We start from the raw sequence: 21875 nt of genomic DNA on the forward strand, positions 1-21875 counted from the left end.
TTCCTAGTTTTCAAAAAATTGCGGATACTGTTCAATAATTGTATGATAACTTGTTTGCAGCACTTCTTCAAAGCTTTTTCTTGCATCAACTTTGTGGATTCTTTCCGGATTCTCTTCTGCCAGCTTTAAGTAAGCATGACGTACACGCTGGTGGAATTCCAAACCTTCCGAATCTAAACGGTCGATTTGATTTTGTCTGTTTTTCTTGATTCTTCTTAATCCGGTGTCTGAATCTACGTCAAGATAAAGGGTAAAATCCGGCGTAGTACCTTCTGTAGCAAACTCATTCAACCGAGCAATCTCGGTAACGCCGATGCGTCGGCCTGCACCTTGATAAGCAAGAGAACTGTCGACAAATCTATCGCATAAAACGATTTTCCCTTTTGCCAGAGCAGGCAGAACCTTTTCGACTAGATGTTGTCTTCTTGCTGCTGCATAAAGCAGTGCTTCCGTACGTTCATCCATCCGATCATTTTTTGGATCAAGGATCACTGCTCGGATCTCTTCAGCAATCGGAATGCCTCCTGGTTCTCTTGTTTGAATGATTTCTGTTTTTGCTACTTCTTTCAAAAGAGGGTAAAGTTCATTCAAGATGCTGGTTTTTCCTGCACCATCAGGCCCCTCGATTGTAATAAATAGTCCGTTCACATTGTTGCCCCCATCTCTTGTGCTGCTTTTATATTGTATCTGAAAAAACACTTAATTAGAAATTTATAACTCACGTCTTCCTTCGACAGCTTTCAATAAAGTAACTTCATCTGCATACTCGATATCAGAGCCTACAGACAGACCATGTGCTAGACGAGTCACTTTGATACCTGCGGGTTTGATCAGACGTGAGAGATACATAGCTGTTGCTTCTCCCTCTGTTGTTGCATTTGTTGCGATAATCACTTCTTTTACATCTGCATCATGCAGCCGCTGCAACAGAGAAGAAATATTGATGTCTTCTGGACCTGTCCCTTCCATCGGTGATAACACACCATGGAGAACATGATAAAGTCCGTGATATTCTCGCATTTTTTCCATTGCCATTACATCTTTCGGCTCTTCGACCACTAGGATAACGCTTCGATCACGTGAAGGATTTCTACATATTTCGCAGGGATCTTCTTCTGTGATGTTTCCGCAGATACTACAAAAATGCAAATCGCGTTTTACACTTAACAAAGATTTAGCAAATTCATTTACTACTTCATCTTTCATATCGATCGTATAAAAGGCGAGTCTTGTCGCTGTTTTCTGACCGATTCCTGGAAGTTTCATGTAGCTGTCGATCAGTTTCGCAATTGGTTCTGGATATTGCATATTCATTACTCCTTCAGTTTAAAACTAAAATCCTGGCAAACCTTTTGCGTATTTCCCTAATTTTTTCTCAGTTTCCACATCAATTTGTGCGATCGCATCATTGACTGCCATTACGACAAGATCCTGAAGCATCTCGATATCATCAGGATCAACGACTTCTTCATTGATTTGGATATCTTTCATGCGACGATCGCCTGTAAAAACCGCTTTGACCAATTCATTGGTGGCTTTACCTGTAAACTCTGTTTTATTTAGCAGCTCTTGTGCTTCTGCCATTTCTTTTTGCATTTTTTGTACTTGTTTCATCATGCCTTGCATATTGCCCATTCCACGCATCATAATTATCTACTCCTTTTTATTAATCATCTACCACTGTAACAGCTTCGGAGCCAAACAGTTCCTCTGCTTTTACTACAAGTGTTTCTTCTGGTACTTCTTGTTCTTGAGGAAGCAACTCGATTTCTCCTTCTGAGTCTTCAGAAGCAAAAGAGTTTTCTGTTCCCTCTTCTTGTGCCTGCGTCAAATAATTTCTTCGAAGTTCTGGCCAGCTTTCTCTTGTAATATAAACAGGATCAGGCGCATAATCTTTGATCATTCGGCTTAAGTTGTTGTGTACCGAAAGCTGCAATTCTTCGTCATTTGCTGCTCTTTGACAAACAATCTCATAATCAAACGCAATCACTAGTCCTGTAGGTCCAGCTGCAACTGGTTCGCTTGCTTTAAGCATTGCTCGCTGAGTGACAGATAGACTCATCAGCAAGTCTTCCCATACTTCTTTTACTTGGTTCAGATGCTGTCTTGTCGCTTCCCGCAGAACTTTATATACTCGTTCCGTCGGTACACGATAGGTACTTGTCTGTTTTTTATGATTTGTTTGCTGTACCGGCTGTACTTTTGTATTCTCAATTCCTGTATTACTGCGTAGTTCCTTGATTTCGTTTCTTAGTTCCTTAATCTCTTGTTGTAGCTGTTTTACTATCTGATCATCTGCAAATGCTACATCTGCTGAAGGAACAGAAGCAGACGGTAGCTGTGCAAGTTTGACTGTAGCGACTTCCAAATAAATAGCGGCACTATTGGTAAAACGAATTTCATTTTGAGTATCGCTCAAAATCTTTATCATTGAAAACAGCTGATCCGCTGAAACAGTTTGTGCCAATTCTGTAAATGTACTTCTGATCGTACTCGATTGTTCCTCAACTAGGTTAGGTGCTTGCTGATACATCAGCAAGTCACGGCAGTATTGTAACATATCCTCTAGAAAGCGACGTGATTCTTTGCCGGCTGCGAGAATTTGGTTCAATGTTTCCAATGCTTCTGGTACTTCTTTTTTCACGCAAGCACTCAAGTAACTGTCCATCATTTCGTCAGTTAAGCTACCTGTCACTTGCATGGCATCATCTAAAGTAATTGTTCCTTCACTAAACGAGATTGCCTGATCAAGAATACTCAATGCATCCCGCATCCCGCCTTCTGCAGAACGGGCAATCACATTCAATGCAGCTGGTTCATAGCTGATAGTCGATTCTTTCAAGATAAATTCAAGATGTTCGACAATATCTGCCGTATTGATCCGTTTAAAATCAAATCGCTGAGTCCGTGAAATGATCGTAGCTGGTATTTTGTGAGGTTCGGTCGTTGCTAAGATGAATATGACACTTTCTTTTGGCTCTTCCAATGTTTTCAACAAGGCATTGAAAGCTCCTGTTGAAAGCATATGTACCTCATCAATAATGTACACTTTGTACGCTGCCTTTGTAGGCGCATAATTTGCCCGATCACGGATAAATCGGATTTCTTCGACTCCGTTATTGCTGGCAGCATCGATTTCGATCACATCTTCTTGCGTACCAGCAGTAATTGATCGACACATTTCGCATTCGTTGCATGGCTCACCGTCTTTACTGTTCGGACAGTTGATTGCTTTTGCGAAAATCTTTGCTGCACTCGTCTTTCCGGTTCCTCTGGGTCCTGTAAACAAGTAGGCATGTGAGGTTTTGTGGGAAACAATAGCATTTTTTAGTGTCTGTGTCACAGCTTTTTGTCCAACGATGTCTTCGAAACGCTGCGAACGCCAGACTCGATAAAGTGCTTGATATGCCATAAGGATCCCCCTTTTTTAAAAAATTCACTATCTCTTATTATACGTGATATTAGGTAAAAAAACTACTATCCTTCTCGGCTTTTTCAGGTATTTAAACAATACGCAATTTTCCATTTCAATTCCGTCTCTAGTCCGAGAAGTTTCACATCTTCCTATGGTATAATAAATAAACAATAATTGTTTGGCATTAGCTGAATCAGAGGAGGAATTTTTTATGGGTCTTATCAAAGCAGCAACAAGTATGGTTGGCGGCGGTCTGGCAGATCAATGGCTAGAAGTCATCGAACCAGACAATATGAGTGATACAACGGTCATGACAAAAGGTGTCAAAGTCCGCAAAGATGACAAACGTGGCTCCAATCGTAAAGGAACAGAAGATGTTTTAACAGACGGAACAGTCGTCCATGTCTATCCAAACATGATGATGCTTTTGGTCGATGGTGGAAAAATCATCGATTATACCGCTGAGGAAGGTTATTACACCATTAAAAATGACGCAGCTCCTTCCATGTTCAACGGAACACTGAAAGAAGCAATTGCTGAAACTTTTGACCGATTTAAATTTGGCGGCGTCACACCGCAGAAACAACAAGTTTTTTATATCAATCTCCAAGAAATAAAGGGAATCAAATTCGGTACAAGCGCGCCGTTGAACTACTTTGACAATTTCTATAACGCAGAATTATTCTTACGGGCACATGGCACTTATTCTATTCATGTCGTTGACCCGATTTTATTTTATACAAACGCAATCCCTAAAAACAAAACACAAGTGGAAATCAATGATATCAATGAGCAGTATTTAGCTGAATTCCTAACAGCGCTGCAATCAGCAATCAATCAGATGTCTGCAGATGGTCAACGGATTTCTTATGTACCATCTAAGAGTTTGGAATTAAGCAAATACATGGATACTGCATTGGATGATTCTTGGCGTGAATTACGTGGGATGGAGATTGTTTCTGTGGCTGTAGCCAGCATTTCTTACACCGATGATTCTGTGAAACTGATCAATATGCGTAACGAAGGGGCGATGCTAGGTGATCCTAGCGTACGTGAAGGATACGTGCAAGGTTCCATTGCACGTGGTATGGAAGCAGCCGGAAAAAATGAAGCAGGAGCAATGACCGGCTTTATGGGTGTAGGTATGGGAATGAATGCAAATGGTTCTTATCTTTCTCAAGCAGCTCAAAATAACCAAGAACAAATCAAACAACAAGCAGAAAAACAAAATCAACAAACTGCACAAGGAAATGCGGATACTTGGACATGTCCAGTTTGCGGGACAGAAAATTCCGGAAAATTCTGTTCCAACTGCGGAGCTGCCAAACCTGTAGAAAACGTTCAGCCTAAGCTACAAATGCGATGCAGTGAATGCAATGAGATCGTGGATCTTTCCAACGGCATCCCTAAATTCTGTCCAAACTGTGGTAAACCGTTTAAAGGAATCCCCGTTGATTAATTTATTTAGAAAGGTGTGCAGCTGATGGATGTTCTTACACATAAATGTCCTAATTGCGGCGGTCCGTTGACTTTTGATCCCAAAGACCAAAAATTTCATTGCGAATACTGCCTGAATATCTATACAGAAGAAGAAGTCAGCCAATATGAGCAAAAGCAAAAAGAAGCGCGTATGGCTGGCGAAGAAAGCAAAGAAGAACCTTCACCTACCGAAGATTTTACTTTTACAGCCCAAGAACAGCTTGCCGATATGAATGAAGCCGAGCGCAAAGCGGTTGACGAGGCAGGCGGTTTTTCAGATACAGCGGACGAATCTGCAGATAATACCGCAGCGATGGATCTTTTTCTTTGTCCCAACTGTGGTGCAGAGATCGTGACTGATGCGACAACTGCTGCGACTTATTGTTACTACTGCCATAATCCCGTCGTACTATCGGGACGTTTAAGCGGAGAATTCTTGCCAAATAAAGTACTTCCTTTTGCTGTCGAGAAAGAAGAAGCAATCAACAGATTTCTCGCTTGGACCAAGAAAAAATGGTTTGTTCCCAAAGCTTTTTTCAATAAGGATCAAATCGATAAGTTGACAGGTGTGTATTTCCCTTATTGGGCTACAGATGCTGAAGTAGATGGTGCCATGCAGGCGAATGGTACAGTTATCCGCATATGGCGGATAGGTGACATCGAATACACAGAAACGAAGCAATTTGCTGTTTCAAGAGCAGGCAAGCTTTCTTTTAAAGAACTAGTAAAAAATGCCTTATCAAAAAATACGCAACAAAAGATGGTCGAAGGCGTGCAACCTTTCCCGTTAGATAAAGCAATTGATTTTAAAAGCCAGTATTTAGCCGGGTTCCAAGCAGAAAAAAGAGATATCGAATATGAGGCAATCAAATCACAGATTCAATCTGAATTAAAAGACTATTCAGAGAAGCTGTTAAAAGATACCGCAAATGGATATACAACATTGACCGGTGTGCGAACTTCTGCTTCAATCACAAACGAAGTAAATAATTACGTATTACTGCCGGTATGGCTTGTTACTTATCGAAGCAATGACTCAAGTAAAAAAGTCTACTACTACGCAATGAATGGACAAACAGGAAAGGTCAGCGGTGTCCTGCCGATCAGCCAGAAAAAATTGGGACTGACCGCTCTTGGGATTTTCGCTGGGCTAGCGATCCTCTTTCTGATCGGAGGTTACTTGATATGATGAAAAAATTTTTTTTATTCTTTCTTTTGCTAGTAAGTGTTGGCTGGCCGGTGGCTACTCATGCAGATACAGCTACGGTAAATGATGAGGCTGGGTTATTCACAACAGATCAAATCCAATCTTTGGAACAACAGGCAGAAAAGCTGAATGAAAAAATCAAAGGACGAGTCTTGATCGTAACGACTACATCTAATTCAGAAGAACCAAGAGACTTTGCTGATAATTACTTAAGAGACGCAGTCGGAAATGATCAAAATGGCTCAGTATTGCTATTAGATATGGGACAGCGTGAAATCTACATTTCGACTTCTGGTAATATGATCGATTATTTGACTGACAGCAGAATCGATTCGATCTTAGATGATGTTTATGATCAGATGACAAATGCTGCCTATTACAATGCTGCAAAAGCTTACCTGTCTAAATCAGCAACATATGTGGAAGACGGAGTTCCAGGAGGACATTATCGTGTAGACGAAGAAACTGGCAAAATTACACGCTATAAGGTTTTGACGACAGTAGAAATCATCATTGCTGTTGTTTTGGCTCTTATCCTTAGTCTTGTCTTTTATTTTGTGACTGTTTCGCGTTATCAATTGAAATCAGGCATCTACAAATATCCATTCCGAGAAAAATCCAGTATCAAATTAACTGAAAAAACCGATCGTCTGACAAATTCTTTTGTCACGACAAGAAGAATCCCCAAAAGCCCACCTCCTGGAAGCGGCGGTGGCGGAAGTACTACCCATTCTAGCGGTGGCGGGACTTTTGGCGGTGGCGGCAGAAGTTTCTAAAAATTGCTAAATGAATGTTCGCAAAAAAAGGGCTGTGACAAAAATCGTGTCACAGCCCCTTTTGTTGCAAATAAACGGCGTTCAAAAGCTTACATCTACGGTGATAAGTCCAGCCAAGTTAAAAACATAAGAGACTGTTTTTACTTGGCTCTTCTTATTACTTGATGCAGAACAGCTTTTTCACAACCTCTTCCTTAAACGGTGTTCTCCTACCAACTCCTCGGTCACAAGTCACAATATTCATCAAACATGAAAAGCTGTTTTTTTGAAATTGTTCCTTGTGACTCAGAGTTAAACGGCAGGCTCACAACCTCTTGGTAAACGGTGTTCAATCAGCTGACCCTCGGTATTAGCTCAAAAAAAGGCAAAATATGAGGAACTATTTTCCCGTTTGTTTCTCTAATACTCAGGTCAAAACGCTGATTTCATAACCTCTTTGTTCATCAAAAGATAATATTGTCTTCTAACAAGTCCATATTCAAAATAACGATATGATGGTCTTTAACGGTGATAATACCATCTTTTTTCAGTTGTTTTAAAATTCTGTTCACACTGCTAGCAGTTGAGATGCCACAAAATTTGGCGATTTCTTCATTCGTGATCGAAAAATCGATCAGCATCCCTTCTTCTGTCCGCACACCGAATAAATCATATAATTCGTAAAGTTGCGTACAAACAGCTCCCAGCTTTCCGTTTAATAGCATTTGCTGCATTTTTTTCATCGAATAAAGCAGACGATAGCGGTAATACTCTTTTACATAGTGTTGTAGCTTTGGGTCTTGGTTGATATTTTGCCAAAAGCGCACACGATTGATTCGATAAAACTCTGCATATTCTGATTCAACTCGAATATTATACGGCGAATCGATGAATTGTGAATATTCGTCTTTTAAAAGAGAGACGATTTCAAGATCTTTGATATAGCGAAGGTTAAATTCTCTCCCATCATTTGAAATAACACTTGCTTTTACCGTTCCCTCTTTCAAGATATACGTATGGGAATCTTCCATCCCTTCGAATGTCAAATATTTATGATATCCTTTGCGTATAATCGGAAAATCATTTTTATCCAAATATTCCTTTAAGACTCTACTATCCAATGATGCTCCCCCATCCAAACTTTCATCTAAAAAGATCATACAGTACTTTAAAACTTTTTAAAGTCCAAAGGTATTTTACTAATGATATTAACATTTGTTAAGTACCTTTTTCCATCACTTATGCGATTTTTTTCCTTTTTTTTATTCGTTATACTGCAGAAGTAAAATTTTTTAAGAATAGAGGGAAAAAACATGAATTACTGGATGAACACAATCATTAATCGATTAGAAACAGCATATCAAACAAGATTTGATATGAAAGCTTCTTTAGTCTTTTTAAATGATGCGTATCAAAACTCGATCGAATTGATCAAAGCAGTGGATGAGAATCCAACAAACGAATGCGAAGAATTTTTAAATCTGTTTATGTCTACAAGAGATTTATTTATTCGCCAACTTGTTGATCGCTATCCATCCAATTATCACGATGTAGAAGTTCAAATACAAAAATTAAAAGCATATTCAGCTTAAGGGGAATGTATAACATACATGGAAAAGAAATTATTTAATAAATATTTTATCGGAATCACATTGATCAATTTTATTGTCTACCTGATTTATTATCTGTTGATGGTCATCATGGCAGTCATTGCGCAAGACACCTTACACGCCAGCTTGAGCCAAGCAGGTTTTGCTTCTGGGATCTATATCATCGGAACATTGCTGGCACGCTTATTCATGGGGAAACAGTTAGAACTATTTGGTCGGAAGTTTACCTTAAGAGGCGGCGCGATCTTCTATCTCCTTTCAACATTAGCATATCTTTATACGCCAACTATCGGGGCATTGTATTTAGTTCGATTCTTGAATGGATTCGGCTACGGTACAGTTTCTACAGCTACAAATGCTATCGTTACTGCATATATCCCTGCATCTAAAAAAGGGGAAGGCATCAATTATTATGGATTAAGTACTAGTTTAGCTGCCGCTGTTGGGCCATTTTTAGGAATGATTTTGCTGAATATGACTGATTTTCGTTTCATTATCTGGTTTTCAATTGTACTGGTCTTCTTTGTTACGATTGCCTGCCTTGTCTTTCCTGTAAAAAATATTCCATTATCTGAAGAACAAAAAATATCTCTTCGCTCATGGAATATCAATAGTTTTATTGAAAAGAAAGCACTTTTCATTACAGGAATTGCCTTTTTGATGGGTCTTTCTTATTCAAGTGTTTTATCATTTTTATCTTCTTATACAAAAGTAATCCACTTAGTTGCTGCTGGGTCATTTTTCTTCGTCGTATATGCTTTGGTCATCACATTTACACGTCCATTGACTGGAAGGATTTTCGATGTCAAAGGAGAACAATACGTGATGTATCCTAGCTATTTATTCTTAACAGCAGGATTATTTTTACTGAGTGTAACGACGAATAGTGTGACATTGCTTATCTCTGGAGCATTAGTCGGCCTAGGTTATGGTACGTTTATGTCAAATGGACAGGCTGTTTGTTTAAAAATCGTCCGCGAACATCGAATCAGTATTGCTTTATCTACCTACTTTATTGGTTTAGACCTAGGCTTAGGCGTTGGTCCTTATTTGATGGGGATGCTAAAATCTCTTACTTCATTTAGAGGATTGTATGTGATTGCCGGAGTCATTCCATTGATATGTACAGCACTCTATCTTGTTAATGGCCGAAAACATAGTCATGAAGCAGAGGGCGAATTGATTGAATCATTGAAAAATGAAATTTGATCTTGATGAATAGATAAAAAAAACCGTTCAGATCTGAAAATGATCTGAGCGGTTTTTTGAGTAAAAATAGTTTATGATTATTCTTAATTAAACATCTATTTATTTTTAAAGCTTTCATTTATCGATAAGAATAGTTTAACTGTTGATTTATTCCATTTTCCGTTCATCTGGTACGATGCCTTGACTTAGCAACCACTTGTGGAAGAACCATTCTGCCACACCGATCAATAGAGCAGGAATCAATACTTTCATCCAAATATCGACTGTATCATTCATAAAATATAGATAGAGCCACAAGATAACTGCAGCTGAACCAGCATCTGCGATCGTCGCTGCGATGTTCCCTACTTTACGTAAGATCAACAGATCCCCTAGCACATAGATCATGACTACAATAATTACCCCAACAATTGTTGAATCCATAAAGCTAACACCGTATAAACCTGTCAGCACGACCCACAGAATCGCCCAGATCATGATTGCCTTCACTACCAACGCCTTCACATGTTTCATTTTCTGCACTCCTTTCTCCTGGATAAAAAAGTAAGATTATCTAACAAGATAACCTTTTCATTATTATACCATCGGCTAAGAGAAGCGAGCAAAGATAAGGTCCTATCTAAAAATGAGGAAGCCACTTAGAACATTCACGTAATAATTTATCCATACAGACATTCGATATGGTGTTCCTTTACTTTCGCATACTGTTCTTTTGTCAGTTCTTTACTTGTCACCAGATAATCGATTTCATGAAAAGCAATGGATTGATGCATGAATTTATGTGCAATTTTTTGCTGTGTAACTAAAACGGCAAGCCGGTCTGATTGTTTTCTAAAAGCTTTTTTGACCATTGCCTCTCCTTCATGAGTTTCTGTTACTCCTTGGCTGAAATCTAGCCCGCGACAACTCATTATCGCTAAATCCGCATAATATGACAATGCATCGTTATAGGCTTTTGAACCGTTGATTGTTGCTCGTTTCGGAACAATTGCCCCACCCAATACAGATACTTTTGCCGTTGTGTATTCACTCAACATAGCAGCTGTGACGATGCCATTCGTAATGATCTGCAAACCATCAAATCTTGCTAGGTTTCTGACTAAATGTAAAGAGGTTGTACTGGAATCCAAGAATAAGACCATATCATCTCGAATCAAAGAAGAAGCTGTATCTGCAATCTTACGTTTTTCTGTTTCTTCTTCTAATTTGGTGATCTTCATCAGGTAAGGCACGTCAATTTTTCGATTGTCAACAAGCATGGCGCCACCGCGAACTCTACGGATCAATCCACTTTTTTCCAGAAAAACAAGGTCACGTTTAATCGTGGCTTCGCTATAATTTACTAACTCGATCAAATCGGTGACTCTTGCAAATTGGTTGTTTTTTAGATAATTCACAATCTCCTGCTGTCTATTCTCCACTTCATTCAACATAAAATCACCCCATTTACTTTATATAGTAACAGGAAAAAAGAGGTTGTGACAGAAGTGATTGGCTTCGAGAAATAAGAAGAAATTTTTCGAAAAAACTACTTCTGAACATCGTGTGTGGTTAAGAAGGTATGACAAGACTATTGTCATACCCTCTTGATCATACATTTTTATTTTTAGTATAAGCTAGCCTTGCCTACTGTGTTCAAAATTTCCATTTTATGTTTGACTACTTCTTGTACCTTTTTATTAGCTGCTGGATAAATTTCATTCGGCTCGTACATCGATGGATTTTCACTCAATATTTCTCTCAAAGCATTGAAAAAGACGCTTTTAAGATCTGAGCTCAAATTCACTTTGGCAACTCCGTATTTTACAGCTTCGCTGACTTCTGCGTCCGGATTACCTGAACCGCCATGTAAAACAAATGGAAGATCGATTTGTTGGTTCAATTCTTTCAGTAAGTCGATATTTAATTTTGGAGTTCTGTTTTTCGGATACAAGCCATGCGCTGTTCCAATTGCTACAGCAAGTGTATCGATTCCTGTTTCTTTCACAAAAATCTTCGCTTGATCAGGATCTGTATAAATGATTGTTTCAGCACCTCCTTCAGCAGAACCATTATTCCCAATCGTTCCAAGCTCAGCCTCCACTGAGACATTTACCGCATGAGCTAACGCAACCACTTTTTTCGTAATCTGTACATTGTCGTCGAATGATTTCAAAGACGCATCGATCATCACGGAAGAATAGCCGTTTCGAATCGCCCGTAAGACATCTTCTATCGTACCGCCATGATCCAAGTGGATAACGATCGGCAGTTTACTTGTATAAGCATAGGCTCTTACTGCCGCAACAAACTCAACACTTAAATAGGCGATTTCATCAGGATGAATTTCTAAGATTACTGGTGCTTCTAATCTCTCTGCTTCTTCGATGATTGCTTTCATCATATCATAGCTGCAAATATTGAAGGCTGGTACTGCAAATTGATTCTCTTTAGCCACTTTCAATAACTCTTTCATTGTATATAACATTACGCTTCCACCTCATTTGTTAGATTTTCATTTTTCGTCCACTTGTCTTGTTTTTTCTCTTTCACTGTTTTTTTCAATAGTCCAAGCATAAAGGCTGTAGTGACTGTACCTGATGCAATTGCCAAGACATACATAGGTAAATTGTTCATAACATTTGGAATTAGCATCACCCAAATCCCTCCATGAGGTGCCATTGAAGTAACTCCTACTGCCATGGAAATCCCTGCAGCGACTGCTGAACCTGTCATCAAACTAGGTATCACGCGGATCGGGTCAGATACCGCAAACGGTATAGCACCTTCTGTAATATACGAAGCGCCTAAAATCCAGCATGATTGACCTGAAGTCCGTTCTTCTTTGGTAAATTTATGTTTGAATAATAAAGTGGCTAAAGCAATACCTAGGGGAGGTGTCATTCCTGCAGCCATACAAGCAGCAATCGGTGCATTTACTCCAGCTGACATCAAACCGATCGAGAAAGTCGAAATCGATTTATTGATCGGCCCACCCATATCAGCTGCCATCATGATCCCGATAAGTAATCCGAACAATAGCCCGGATGTATTTCCCAAGCTATTCAGCCAATTTGTCAAAGCATCCAACACCCATGTGATCGGTTGTTCAATCACAAATACCATCAAAAGCCCAATAATTAAGATCGATAAAAGGGGGACGACAATCAGCTGATAAATAGCAGAAAATTCTTTTTTTACGCTGATTTTATTTGCCAGAAAATCACAGATATACCCTGCTAGCACGCCACCAATCATTCCGCCAAGAAAACCTGAACCACCTGTAGAGGCCAGTAATCCGGCAACAATTCCTGGGGCAAAACCTGCTTTTCCAGCAATCGATGTAGCAATCCCCGCGCCTAACGCAGGAACCATCATGGCAAACGCTGTATCTCCTCCGATCCTTGAAAATGCAGCTGCTAACACATTATAGTCTGCTGAGTTGGGATCAGCCGCTGTAATCCCAAAGGCAAAACTCAGTGCGATGATGATTCCGCCTGCGATCACAAATGGAAGCATGTAATTCACACCATTCATGAAATAATTATAGATTGTCGGCTTTTTCTCATTTGCAGCTGGTTCTTTTTCATTAGACACAACGAATACGCCAATATCTCTCAATGCTTCGTCTATTACTACTTGCGGTTCTTTGATTGCTCGGCTTGTAGAGACACGCTTTACTTTTTTCCCGGCAAATCGGTCCAATTCGATTTCTTTATCTACTGCAAGAATGATTGCATCTGCCTCTTTGATTTTTTGTTCAGATAACTGATTTTCTGTTTTTACACCTTGTGTTTCGAATTTTGCTTGATGGTTTAGATTTCTTGCTGTTACTTCTAATTTTTCTGCCGACATATAAGTATGAGCAATTCCAGTTGGACAAGCAGTTACACCAACGATTTTCATGGTTGTTTTCCTCCTTTTTCTTTACTATCGCTACTCGGACAAAGACTCTACTATTTTCATTCTTGACTAATCTGTCTGATGATATCTGCTGGCGTAGTGGCTTCTTTTATTCCCTTTCTAAAATCTGCATTCATCAATCGTCTGGAGAGTGTGCTGAGAATCTCTAGATGCATATCTGCTGATTTTTCAGGAACTACGATGGCAAAAATATATTCAATTGGCATTTCATCTATCCCGCTATAGTCCGTTAATTTGGCTGTATGAAAAAAACACAGTGCTGGTTTTGTCACATATTTGCTTTTTGCATGGGGAATCCCAAATCCATCTTCTATTCCTGTGGAGATCTCCTCCTCTCGTTTGAATAGTGCCTTAACGACTTTTTGAACATTTCTTACCTTATTTGTTTTTTTCAACACATCCCCTATTCGCTCAAATAATGATCCTTTTGAATCTATCGATGGATCGAAAACAATCAGTTCTTCTGCTATCAATTGATCAAACCTCATAAAAAACCTCTCCCCCACAAAAAAAATGTTAACGTTTTCTTGGAACTGAGGTCAGTATAGCATCGCTAGCTGTACCGTTCAATATTATGAATGAACAGAGGAAAAAGACCCATCATCCGCGTGTATAAGTCATTAAAATGAACGATCTAGCTCACAAACAATCGCAAGTCTATAACAAAACAAAAAGCCTTCCTTGAAAGGAAAGCTTAGCTTCTAATTTTAGGTAAATGGTTTTTTACTTCGAAATAACCCCTCTTCATTTCGTTAATATAAGGTGTTTTTATCAAGTGGATAATTAAAACTATATACTAGTTTTTCATTGTTTTGTGCATTATGATCCTACGACTTTTTCAGCATCAAACAAAGTTTTAAATTGGCAAAAAACATAAAAAAACAGACTATCCCTATCAGATAGTCTGCTAAACGTTGAGTTATCAGCGTTTTTATTATTCCGCAGCGTTTGCGTCTTTGAGACCGTATTTTTTGTTGAAACGGTCCACACGTCCGTCTGCTTGTGTGAATTTTTGACGTCCAGTGTAGAATGGATGTGAGTCAGAAGTTACTTCGACACGGATGACTGGGTATGTATTACCGTCTTCCCATTCAACTGTTTCTTGTGAAGTTTTTGTTGAACCTGACAAGAATTTGAAACCAGTTGTTGAATCCATGAATACTACTGGGTGGTAATCTGGATGGATGTTTTCTTTCATGATTTTTTCGCTCCTTTGCCCTGCTCCATTTGCTGAACCAGAGTTGATTTGTCGATTTACAACATTAACATCTTAACATGTTTCAGTCAAGGTTGCAATTATCTTTTCAGATTTCTGGTCGGATTTTTTTTACCAAAGGAGACATCTTGAAATTCTTTGAAAAATTGCTGATTGTTTTTTGTTTTACGCAAAAAGCGGATCAGTTGTTCCGTATATTCTAATGAATCTCCAGTCATATTTTTTCGAAGTTTCCAAATTTCTTCTAATTCTTCACTTGGCATCAATAATTCTTCTTTTCGGGTACCTGATTTTTTGATATCGATGGCTGGGAAGATCCGACGCTCGGATAACTCGCGTGAAAGTTGTAATTCTAGATTTCCAGTTCCCTTGAATTCTTCATAGATCACGTCATCCATACGGCTTCCTGTATCGACTAAAGCGGTCGCTAAAATCGTCAAACTGCCACCTTCTTCGATGTTTCTTGCTGCCCCGAAAAATTTCTTAGGTTTATACAATGCGGCTGGGTCAATCCCGCCACTCAATGTACGTCCGCTTGGTGGAACAACTAAGTTATAAGCTCGAGCAAGTCTAGTAATGCTATCCATCAAGATAACGACATCTCGTTTATCTTCGACTAAACGCATAGCACGCTCCAATACTAATTCAGAAACTCGAGTATGGTTTTGCGGCTGCAGATCAAATGTTGAAGATACCACGTCGCCTTTCACGCTTCGTTCTAAGTCAGTTACTTCTTCCGGTCGTTCATCAATCAGTAGAACGATCAATTCTACTTCCGGATAGTTTTCTGTGATGCCATTCGCGATTTCTTTTAATACAGAAGTTTTCCCTGCTTTTGGCGGTGCGACGATCAATCCACGCTGACCAAAACCGATTGGAGAAAAGATATCGATCATTCGGGTAGATAGTCTTTGCGGTGTTGTTTCCAGTTGAAGCTGTCTTTGCGGATAAAGAGGTGTTAAGGCTGGAAAATGCGGACGTTCTTTTGCTTCTTCCGGATCTTTTCCATTAACGCTTTCCACGTGCATCAAACCATAATAACGTTCCGATTCTTTAGGTGGACGGGCTTTTCCTGCCACTTTGTCCCCATTTCTCAAACTGAATCGTCTGATTTGTGAGGCAGAAATATAGATATCTTCTGCACTTGGTCCATAATTGATTGGCCGTAAAAAACCGTAACCATCTTGACCAACGATATCCAATATTCCTTCCATATAATAAAATCCTTGTTTCTCTGCTTGTGCACGAATCACAGCTAGAGATAATTCCTTTTTGTTCATCTTACTGTAATAAGGAATTTTAAATTCTTTGGCATAACTATAAACTTCTTTTAACGTTTTGTTCTCTAGTTCTGCCATTGTCAAATAATCGCTCATTCAGCTCCCACTTCCTCTATCATTTCAATTGATGCCCCTAAGGCTGTTAGTTTCTCGATAATATGATCATAACCGCGTAAGATATAATCTACATTGTAAATCGTCGTTGTCCCTTCTGCCAATAGTCCAGCAATCACTAAACAAGCACCTGCCCGAAGATCAGAAGCCACGACTTCTGTGCCGTGAAGTTTATTTGGACCATTCACGATGATCATATTTCCTTCCACGGTAATATCAGCGCCCATTCGTGCTAGTTCCGGCACATGATTCACACGTTTCGCATAGATCGTATCGATGATTTCTGAAGTGCCTGTAGTCATCAATAGTAACGCAGTAAGTGGCTGCTGCAGATCTGTGGCAAATCCTGGATAAGGATAGGTCATGATGTTTGCGGGTTTTAATTCTTTCGAGGGGTAAACTTCGATTTCATCTTCGCTGATTTTCATATGGACACCAATTTCCTGCAATTTTGCTATAAAGCTTTCCAAATGTTCAAAGATCACATTTTTCACTTTGATACCATTTCCTACTGCAGCTGCTAATGCTAGATAGGTTCCTGCTTCGATGCGGTCAGGAATCATGAAATGCCGACAGCCATGTAATGTTTCGACTCCTTCGATACGGATCACATCTGTGCCCGCTCCTCGAACTTTTGCCCCCATATTATTCAGTAAAGTTGCCACATCTATGATTTCCGGTTCTCGTGCAGCGTTTTCAATTACTGTCTGTCCTTTTGCTTTTACAGCAGCTAACATCACATTGATCGTTGCTCCGACTGAAACCACGTCCATGAAAATCCGATTGCCACGCAATCCTTTATTTTCTGTCCGTAAATACATGGCACCATGTTCATTTGTCACTTCAGCACCTAGAGCTTCAAATCCTTTGACGTGTAGATCAATCGGTCTAGGGCCTAAATAACAGCCACCTGGCAGGCCTACTACCGCTTCGCCAAATTTACCAAGCAGTGTTCCCATAAAATAATAAGAAGCACGCAAACTATTGATTTTTCCGTGCGGCATCGGAATCGATACGATTTCTCGAGGATCGATTTCTAGTATGTTGTTGGAAAAATGGACAGTTGCGCCCATGATCTCTAAAATTTCAATTAATGAATGAACATCTTGTATGTCCGGCACACCTTCCAAGATCACTGGGGAATCAGCTAAGATTGCAGCTGGAATCAATGCGACTGCACTATTTTTTGCACCGCTGATCGTTACTTCACCAGCTAAAGGTCGGTTTCCTTTGATTACGATTTTTTTCATCTGTTTCCACCTTGTTTATTAATCTTTTTTCATGGATATGCTTGTATTTTATCATAGATAAAAAAAAGAAACGAGCATGGTCTGCCGTTTAAGTAAAAAAAAGATCCCCGACTGAAGCAGATGGATCCGAGATCTTTTCAAAGCGAGGTACTTATTCTGTTTTCCCTAAATATTCTTCCAATGTTATCCCTGCCTCGGTTATTTTTTTTGCTGCTTTTTTACCAACGTATCGATAATGCCATGGTTCGTAACCAACACCCGTAATATGCACTTTGTTTGATGGATAGCGTAAGATAAAACCATATTGATACGCGTTATCTGCTAACCATTCATACACTTCTTTGTCTGTAGAAATACTTGACTCAGCGTTGATATCTACTGCTAATCCTAATTCATGTTCACTTGTGCCTGGTGCAGCTACCCATTTTGCTGCTTCTTCTTTTGCTTTTTGATTGGAATAGCCTTTTTCTTGAAAGGCGGCAATTTTATCTTCCATGATTTTTTCTTGATCTTCTGTCGTTCGAAAACTTGAAACGATTTTCGGATAAATTCCTTCTGCTCTTGCTGCATCAAGCATCAGCTGTAAGTCAGGATATATACGCTTGTCTACTGCTTGATCGTTGGATAGCTTTTGTAACTCCACTGTGTATCCTTGAGGTATTTTATGTTTTGCATTGACTAGTAGTAGATTCCATGAATCCCGTTCTTCTCCACATACTTGGATTTTTTGTGGTGTCTTTCTAAAAAATAGACCTATACTTGCTAATAAGACGATTAATAGGATTACAGCTACTGTCTTATACGATCTTTTCATTATTCTTGTCCTCCAACTAAAAAATCTTTGCTTTTCTTAGTAAGTTTACCAAGTAAAACAAAGACAATTTTCTGTTATTTAACAAGAATCTCTTACGATTTTCCTACGAAAGCGGCAAATCAATTGTGAAGCTTGTCTCTTCATCTTTACTTTGTGCAGTCAATTGGCCAGCATGAAGTTCAATGATTTGTTTGGCAATTGCTAATCCCAGTCCAGCTCCTCCTCGATTTGTTTGTCGTGCGGTGTCTAATCGGAAAAATTGTTCAAAAATCCTAGATAGTTTTTCAGGTGGAATAGTTGGACCTTGATTAGAGAAAATAATCTTAACCCGTTTCTTGTCTTGATCTGTTTTTGCCGAGAGTTTGATCACTGCTCCTTCATAGCTGTAGTTGATTGCGTTTTGTAAGAGATTATCAAAAACGCGCTGCATTTTATCGACATCAAAACGAATCGAAAGATCAGCTTCTAACTCACTTTCTAGAGTCAGCTGCTTGGAAGACAAAAGAGGCAAAAATTCATAACTTAGCTGTTCTAACATCATCTTCAGATGGACTTTTGTCGGCATCAATTCGATATTTGATAAATTGAACCGAGCAATTTCAAAGAACTCGTTGATCAGTTCTTCTAGTCTTTCTGCCTTATCTAAGGAAATTGATAGATAATGTTTTCTTAGTTCAGAAGAAATTTCCTGTTCATCTCGTAACAGTGTAAGATAGCCTATCACTGAAGTCAAAGGCGTCTTCAAGTCATGAGCTAAATAAACGATTAAGTCGTTTTTTCGTTGCTCCGCTTCTTTGGCTTGATGCTGACTCAAAACTACTTCCTGACGAATTTGATTCAATTCCCATTCAAACTCCTGTAGATCTTCAGAAAGTTTGAGAGGTTCTATTTGATTTTGATAAAGTTTCCTTGAAGCTTCAAGTACTTCATCCAACTGTGCCATACTTCTTGACCATGTTCTAAGTAAAATAACCAATCCTCCAGCTAGTAACGCAATCAAAACGACAAAAATATAATTTCTTTCTAGGTTTTTCGCAAATTGATAGAATCTATCCGACCATTCCCACGTATAGAGCCCGAATAAAAAGCGACTAACAAAAAAAACATCATAAAAGCACTGATTGTTGCTACAGTAAAAATACTTAATTGTGTAGCTAATCGTTTCAGCAAGCGTTTTTTTAAACGTGAAGAATTTTTGGCATCACCTGTTTTATTCAACTTTATAGCCCACTCCCCAAACAGTTTTTATAAATTTTGGTTTGCGTGTTGGTTCTTTGAGTTTTTCACGCAAGCGTCCGATATGTGCCATGACTGTATTATTGTTGTCGAGAAATTTTTCTCCCCAAACGGCTTCAAACAGCTGTTCTGCTGGAACGACCTCGCCCTTTCGTTCGGCCAAATACCATAGGATAGCAAACTCCAAGGGTGTTAGAGAGATTGTTTCCCCATAAAGTGTACACGTATGTAGCGTTTGGTTAATGATTAGTCCGTGTATATCAATTTCTTTTATCGATTCTTCTGTCGAATAATCAACTTGAATGTTATATTTCTGAAAACGTCTTAACTGTGTTTTGATTCGCGCAACGACTTCTAAAGGATTGAAAGGCTTTGTGATATAATCATCTGCACCTAAAGTCAGACCAGTTATTTTATCTATGTCTTCTATTTTTGCTGTCAGCATAATCACAGGAAAAAAATGATTTTCTCTGATTTTTTGGACGATTTTAAATCCATCAATGTCTGGAAGCATCACATCTAATACAGCTAAATCAAATGATTCTCTTTCTATGTAGTCCAACGCTTCTTGTCCAAGATAAAATTTCTGTACTTCATATCCGTCATTTTTCAGGTAGACTTCGATCAAATCAGCAATTTCCTGTTCATCGTCTACCAATAATATTTTATCTGGCATCGTATTGTTTCACCACCACTAACAAATTTTCTAAATTATATCATATCCATGTCGACTATTATTAAAAACATTGTGCTATTTAATGTACTTGCCTTCGTATTTTCGTTATGTAATTGTCAATATTCTTTCATTATGTATCTATCTACTCATACGAATTCAGTTATCAATATTTATTTTAACTCATAAACTATAAGTAATCTTCATTTTTCCCTCAAAATTTTCTGATGATTTTCGATAAAGTCCATATAATTGTGTAAAAGATAAAAGGCCATGTAACAGCCCTTTTACGGTACAATGTTTTTAACCACAAAAACATACCCAGGAGGACGTTACATGACCCAAGTACATTTTACACTGAACAACGAAGAGGTTCAAAGTATTATTGAACATTCGGTAAAAGATGATGTTTCTAAAAATATTTTAACCACTGTTTTCAACCAATTGATGGAAAATCAACGAACAGAATATATTCAAGCCGATGACTATGAACGTTCAGAAAGTCGTCAGAGTCAAAGAAATGGCTATTATGAGCGAGACTTTACGACTCGTGTGGGTACACTCGAATTAAAAGTGCCTAGAACACGTGATGGTGAATTTTCACCGACGGTGTTTGAGCGTTATCAGCGAAATGAAAAGGCACTGCTCGCTTCAATGCTTGAGATGTATGTTTCGGGCGTTTCGACACGTAAAGTTTCAAAGATTGTTGAAGAGCTATGTGGAAAATCTGTATCGAAATCTTTTGTTTCTAGCCTGACTGAGCAGTTAGACCCGATGGTCAACGAATGGCAGAACCGTTCACTCTCAGGTACGAATTATCCTTATCTGATGACTGATGTTCTCTACATAAAAGTCCGTGAGGACCATCGAGTGCTTTCTAAAAGCTGCCATATTGCGATCGGGATAACAGAAGGTGGCGACCGTGAAATCATTGGCTTCATGATTCAAAATGAAGAAAGTGATGACACATGGTCCATCTTCTTTGAATACTTAAAAGAACGCGGCCTAAAGGGGACAGAACTCATCATTTCTGATGCCCATAAAGGCCTAGTGTCTGCGATTCGTAAGTCATTTACCAACGCAAGTTGGCAGAAATGCCAGGTCCATTTTTTAAGAAACATCTTCAGTTCCATTCCAAAAAAGAATTCAAAACCGTTTAGAGAAGCAGTAAAAGCGATCTTTAAGTTTACGGATATTGAACTCGCTCGAACAGCTAAGAATGCCTTAGTCGGTGAATATATCGACCAGCCTAAATATACAAAAGCCTGCGAAATATTGGATAATGGCTTCGAAGATGCCTTTCAATACACGGTTATCGGAAATAGTCATAATCGGCTAAAAAGCACCAACCTTCTTGAACGACTGAACCAGGAAGTCCGCAGAAGAGAAAAGATTATTCGGATTTTTCCCAACCGAACGTCTGCCAATCGATTAATTGGAGCTGTCCTTATGGACCTTCATGACGAATGGCTCAGTTCTACAAGAAAATATATTAAGTTTGATCAATGAGAGACCGGTAAAACATTGTATAGTATTTTACACAGGATTATGGACTTGACTTGATTTTCCTACAGATGTTTTTTAACAAAGATTCCTTTTATAAAAGGTTTCTATAACCTTGGAATAATAACTCTCTTATTAATAATTATAACTTTGCCTTTCTAAGGCGAATACCATCTACTAGAAAAAAACCAAATAAATATGTTATTTAAAA

General features: G+C 38.8%; 23 protein-coding genes. 6 read left to right on the forward strand and 17 right to left on the reverse strand.

Features of this window, described 5'->3' with window-relative positions; translation table 11 throughout:
* Positions 1-3: 3 nt before the first annotated feature.
* The 4 genes from tmk to dnaX all read right to left on the reverse strand — a co-directional run bounded on the left by tmk (position 4) and on the right by dnaX (position 3412).
* Positions 4-648, reverse strand: a complete 645-nt coding sequence (gene tmk, locus IGL15_RS10590; RefSeq protein WP_002294039.1) for a dTMP kinase — start codon at positions 646-648, stop codon at positions 4-6.
* Between the two features lie 63 nt (positions 649-711).
* The gene (recR, locus tag IGL15_RS10595; RefSeq protein ID WP_002296223.1) at positions 712-1308 is read right to left on the reverse strand and encodes a recombination mediator RecR; all 597 of its coding nucleotides are present in this window, start codon (positions 1306-1308) and stop codon (positions 712-714) included.
* Between the two features lie 24 nt (positions 1309-1332).
* Positions 1333-1647: a YbaB/EbfC family nucleoid-associated protein gene (locus IGL15_RS10600; protein WP_002292337.1), complete on the reverse strand. Its 315-nt coding sequence runs from the start codon at positions 1645-1647 to the stop codon at positions 1333-1335.
* Positions 1648-1666: 19 nt separating this feature from the next.
* Complete coding sequence (dnaX, locus tag IGL15_RS10605) at positions 1667-3412, reverse strand: DNA polymerase III subunit gamma/tau (protein WP_002294042.1); 1746 nt, start codon at positions 3410-3412, stop codon at positions 1667-1669.
* Positions 3413-3626: 214 nt separating this feature from the next.
* Here dnaX and IGL15_RS10610 point away from each other — a divergent pair, with 214 nt between their 5' ends.
* Genes IGL15_RS10610 through IGL15_RS10620 form a run of 3 tightly spaced genes read left to right on the forward strand, consistent with a single transcriptional unit; the run spans position 3627 to position 6877 of the window.
* Positions 3627-4874, forward strand: a complete 1248-nt coding sequence (locus tag IGL15_RS10610; RefSeq protein WP_002294044.1) for an SPFH domain-containing protein — start codon at positions 3627-3629, stop codon at positions 4872-4874.
* 24 nt (positions 4875-4898) lie between these two features.
* Positions 4899-6083, forward strand: a complete 1185-nt coding sequence (locus tag IGL15_RS10615; protein ID WP_002298878.1) for a hypothetical protein — start codon at positions 4899-4901, stop codon at positions 6081-6083.
* A complete protein-coding gene (locus tag IGL15_RS10620) occupies positions 6080-6877 on the forward strand; it encodes a TPM domain-containing protein (protein WP_002289232.1) in 798 nt (265 codons plus the stop codon). Before IGL15_RS10615 ends, IGL15_RS10620 begins: the two co-directional genes overlap by 4 nt.
* 443 nt (positions 6878-7320) lie before the next feature.
* On the opposite strand, the gene IGL15_RS10625 is transcribed toward IGL15_RS10620, so the two are convergent.
* A complete protein-coding gene (locus IGL15_RS10625; protein WP_002289231.1) occupies positions 7321-7977 on the reverse strand; it encodes a Crp/Fnr family transcriptional regulator in 657 nt (218 codons plus the stop codon).
* 192 nt (positions 7978-8169) lie between these two features.
* On the opposite strand from IGL15_RS10625, the gene IGL15_RS10630 reads away from it, so the two are divergent.
* Complete coding sequence (locus IGL15_RS10630; protein ID WP_002289230.1) at positions 8170-8448, forward strand: hypothetical protein; 279 nt, start codon at positions 8170-8172, stop codon at positions 8446-8448.
* An 18-nt stretch (positions 8449-8466) separates the two neighbouring features.
* Positions 8467-9675 (forward strand): MFS transporter, encoded by a 1209-nt coding sequence (locus tag IGL15_RS10635; RefSeq protein ID WP_002294047.1) that lies wholly within the window; start codon positions 8467-8469, stop codon positions 9673-9675.
* A gap of 147 nt (positions 9676-9822) precedes the next feature.
* On the opposite strand, the gene IGL15_RS10640 is transcribed toward IGL15_RS10635, so the two are convergent.
* The 12 genes from IGL15_RS10640 to vanR all read right to left on the reverse strand — a co-directional run bounded on the left by IGL15_RS10640 (position 9823) and on the right by vanR (position 20164).
* The gene (locus IGL15_RS10640) at positions 9823-10188 is read right to left on the reverse strand and encodes a DUF2512 family protein (protein WP_002289228.1); all 366 of its coding nucleotides are present in this window, start codon (positions 10186-10188) and stop codon (positions 9823-9825) included.
* Positions 10189-10334: 146 nt separating this feature from the next.
* On the reverse strand, positions 10335-11108 hold the full coding sequence (locus IGL15_RS10645; RefSeq protein WP_002299683.1) for a DeoR/GlpR family DNA-binding transcription regulator: 774 nt from the start codon (positions 11106-11108) through the stop codon (positions 10335-10337).
* A gap of 173 nt (positions 11109-11281) precedes the next feature.
* Positions 11282-12142 (reverse strand): ketose-bisphosphate aldolase, encoded by an 861-nt coding sequence (locus IGL15_RS10650; RefSeq protein WP_002299682.1) that lies wholly within the window; start codon positions 12140-12142, stop codon positions 11282-11284.
* Positions 12142-13560 (reverse strand): PTS fructose transporter subunit IIC, encoded by a 1419-nt coding sequence (locus tag IGL15_RS10655; RefSeq protein WP_104765215.1) that lies wholly within the window; start codon positions 13558-13560, stop codon positions 12142-12144. Before IGL15_RS10655 ends, IGL15_RS10650 begins: the two co-directional genes overlap by 1 nt.
* Before the next feature lie 56 nt (positions 13561-13616).
* Positions 13617-14066, reverse strand: coding sequence for a PTS sugar transporter subunit IIA (locus IGL15_RS10660; RefSeq protein WP_002296225.1), 450 nt, complete (start codon positions 14064-14066; stop codon positions 13617-13619).
* Between the two features lie 446 nt (positions 14067-14512).
* Complete coding sequence (locus IGL15_RS10665) at positions 14513-14776, reverse strand: type B 50S ribosomal protein L31 (RefSeq protein ID WP_002290330.1); 264 nt, start codon at positions 14774-14776, stop codon at positions 14513-14515.
* Positions 14777-14874: 98 nt separating this feature from the next.
* Entirely contained in the window at positions 14875-16170 is a 1296-nt protein-coding gene (rho, locus tag IGL15_RS10670; RefSeq protein WP_002290332.1) for a transcription termination factor Rho, read from the reverse strand.
* Entirely contained in the window at positions 16167-17438 is a 1272-nt protein-coding gene (locus IGL15_RS10675) for a UDP-N-acetylglucosamine 1-carboxyvinyltransferase (protein ID WP_002299679.1), read from the reverse strand. Before IGL15_RS10675 ends, rho begins: the two co-directional genes overlap by 4 nt.
* Before the next feature lie 151 nt (positions 17439-17589).
* Positions 17590-18252 (reverse strand): D-alanyl-D-alanine carboxypeptidase DdcY, encoded by a 663-nt coding sequence (ddcY, locus tag IGL15_RS10680; protein ID WP_002301484.1) that lies wholly within the window; start codon positions 18250-18252, stop codon positions 17590-17592.
* 103 nt (positions 18253-18355) lie between these two features.
* Positions 18356-19228 carry a sensor histidine kinase gene (locus IGL15_RS10685; RefSeq protein WP_370570027.1) on the reverse strand — a complete coding sequence of 291 codons (873 nt, stop codon included), beginning with the start codon at positions 19226-19228 and terminating at the stop codon, positions 18356-18358.
* 47 nt (positions 19229-19275) lie between these two features.
* Positions 19276-19470, reverse strand: a complete 195-nt coding sequence (locus IGL15_RS10690; RefSeq protein ID WP_002301489.1) for a hypothetical protein — start codon at positions 19468-19470, stop codon at positions 19276-19278.
* Positions 19463-20164 carry a VanR-ABDEGLN family response regulator transcription factor gene (gene vanR, locus IGL15_RS10695; RefSeq protein ID WP_002299676.1) on the reverse strand — a complete coding sequence of 234 codons (702 nt, stop codon included), beginning with the start codon at positions 20162-20164 and terminating at the stop codon, positions 19463-19465. The genes IGL15_RS10690 and vanR overlap by 8 nt, the downstream gene beginning before the upstream one ends.
* Positions 20165-20497: 333 nt before the next feature.
* On the opposite strand from vanR, the gene IGL15_RS10700 reads away from it, so the two are divergent.
* A complete protein-coding gene (locus IGL15_RS10700; protein WP_010726261.1) occupies positions 20498-21670 on the forward strand; it encodes an IS256-like element IS1542 family transposase in 1173 nt (390 codons plus the stop codon).
* The last annotated feature ends 205 nt before the right edge of the window (positions 21671-21875 follow it).

It is taken from the genome of Enterococcus sp. DIV0436a, assembly GCF_051711605.1.
Classification (GTDB): domain Bacteria; phylum Bacillota; class Bacilli; order Lactobacillales; family Enterococcaceae; genus Enterococcus_B; species Enterococcus_B faecium.

Excerpts from the sequence above, each read along its gene's own strand:
- IGL15_RS10615 (WP_002298878.1), top strand. The coding sequence starts at position 4,899 with ATGGATGTTCTTACACATAAATGTCCTAATTGCGGCGGTCCGTTGACT.
- IGL15_RS10660 (WP_002296225.1), bottom strand. The coding sequence starts at position 14,066 with ATGAGGTTTGATCAATTGATAGCAGAAGAACTGATTGTTTTCGATCCA.
- IGL15_RS10600 (WP_002292337.1), bottom strand. The coding sequence starts at position 1,647 with ATGATGCGTGGAATGGGCAATATGCAAGGCATGATGAAACAAGTACAA.
- IGL15_RS10675 (WP_002299679.1), bottom strand. The coding sequence starts at position 17,438 with ATGAAAAAAATCGTAATCAAAGGAAACCGACCTTTAGCTGGTGAAGTA.
- recR (WP_002296223.1), bottom strand. The coding sequence starts at position 1,308 with ATGCAATATCCAGAACCAATTGCGAAACTGATCGACAGCTACATGAAA.
- IGL15_RS10650 (WP_002299682.1), bottom strand. The coding sequence starts at position 12,142 with ATGTTATATACAATGAAAGAGTTATTGAAAGTGGCTAAAGAGAATCAA.
- IGL15_RS10620 (WP_002289232.1), top strand. The coding sequence starts at position 6,080 with ATGATGAAAAAATTTTTTTTATTCTTTCTTTTGCTAGTAAGTGTTGGC.
- rho (WP_002290332.1), bottom strand. The coding sequence starts at position 16,170 with ATGAGCGATTATTTGACAATGGCAGAACTAGAGAACAAAACGTTAAAA.
- IGL15_RS10610 (WP_002294044.1), top strand. The coding sequence starts at position 3,627 with ATGGGTCTTATCAAAGCAGCAACAAGTATGGTTGGCGGCGGTCTGGCA.
- IGL15_RS10645 (WP_002299683.1), bottom strand. The coding sequence starts at position 11,108 with ATGTTGAATGAAGTGGAGAATAGACAGCAGGAGATTGTGAATTATCTA.
- dnaX (WP_002294042.1), bottom strand. The coding sequence starts at position 3,412 with ATGGCATATCAAGCACTTTATCGAGTCTGGCGTTCGCAGCGTTTCGAA.
- IGL15_RS10665 (WP_002290330.1), bottom strand. The coding sequence starts at position 14,776 with ATGAAAGAAAACATCCATCCAGATTACCACCCAGTAGTATTCATGGAT.
- IGL15_RS10640 (WP_002289228.1), bottom strand. The coding sequence starts at position 10,188 with ATGAAACATGTGAAGGCGTTGGTAGTGAAGGCAATCATGATCTGGGCG.
- IGL15_RS10635 (WP_002294047.1), top strand. The coding sequence starts at position 8,467 with ATGGAAAAGAAATTATTTAATAAATATTTTATCGGAATCACATTGATC.
- IGL15_RS10630 (WP_002289230.1), top strand. The coding sequence starts at position 8,170 with ATGAATTACTGGATGAACACAATCATTAATCGATTAGAAACAGCATAT.
- ddcY (WP_002301484.1), bottom strand. The coding sequence starts at position 18,252 with ATGAAAAGATCGTATAAGACAGTAGCTGTAATCCTATTAATCGTCTTA.
- IGL15_RS10700 (WP_010726261.1), top strand. The coding sequence starts at position 20,498 with ATGACCCAAGTACATTTTACACTGAACAACGAAGAGGTTCAAAGTATT.
- IGL15_RS10655 (WP_104765215.1), bottom strand. The coding sequence starts at position 13,560 with ATGAAAATCGTTGGTGTAACTGCTTGTCCAACTGGAATTGCTCATACT.
- vanR (WP_002299676.1), bottom strand. The coding sequence starts at position 20,164 with ATGCCAGATAAAATATTATTGGTAGACGATGAACAGGAAATTGCTGAT.